The organism is Pseudomonas sp. PICF6 (assembly GCF_009831705.1).
GTDB lineage: Bacteria > Pseudomonadota > Gammaproteobacteria > Pseudomonadales > Pseudomonadaceae > Aquipseudomonas > Aquipseudomonas rhizophila.
The window spans coordinates 51,965-52,524 of the sequence record NZ_WUUD01000013.1 but is presented as its reverse complement, the minus strand read 5'-3'; the positions used below and the strand labels follow the sequence as shown (position 1 = coordinate 52,524).

At 61.4% G+C, this 560-nt stretch carries 1 pseudogene; it reads left to right on the top strand.

The features are described 5' to 3' along the window. Positions 1–560 (top strand): annotated as a pseudogene (locus GSM73_RS05255) (OprD family outer membrane porin); the annotation flags it as partial.

The following is a 560-nucleotide window of genomic DNA, read 5'->3' as shown; positions in this document are numbered from 1 at the left end:
GGCCGATGACTTTGGTCGCCTGGGTGTCGCACTCAAGGCCAAGGTGTCGAAAACCGAGTTGAAGGTGGGCGAATGGATGCCGGTGCTGCCAATCCTGCGCTCTGACGACGGTCGCTCCCTGCCGCAGACTTTCCGCGGTGGTCAAGTCACCTCCACCGAGATCAACGGCCTGAGCCTGTACGGCGGCCAGTTCCGCGCCAACAGCCCGCGTAACGACGCGAGCATGGAAGACATGTCGATGAACGGCCGCGGTGCGTTCACGTCCGACCGCTTCAATTTCGGCGGCGGCGAATACGCCTTCAACGACAAGCGCACTCAGGTCGGCGTCTGGTACGCGGAACTCTCGGACATCTACCAGCAAAAATATTTCAACCTGACCCACAGCCAGCCCATCGGTGACTGGACCCTGGGCGCCAACCTGGGCTACTTCATCGGCAAGGAAGAAGGCAGTGCCCTGGCGGGCGACCTGGACAACAAGACCGCCTTCGCCATGCTCTCGGCCAAATACGGTGGCAACACCTTCTACGTCGGCCTGCAAAAACTCAGCGGCGACGATGGCT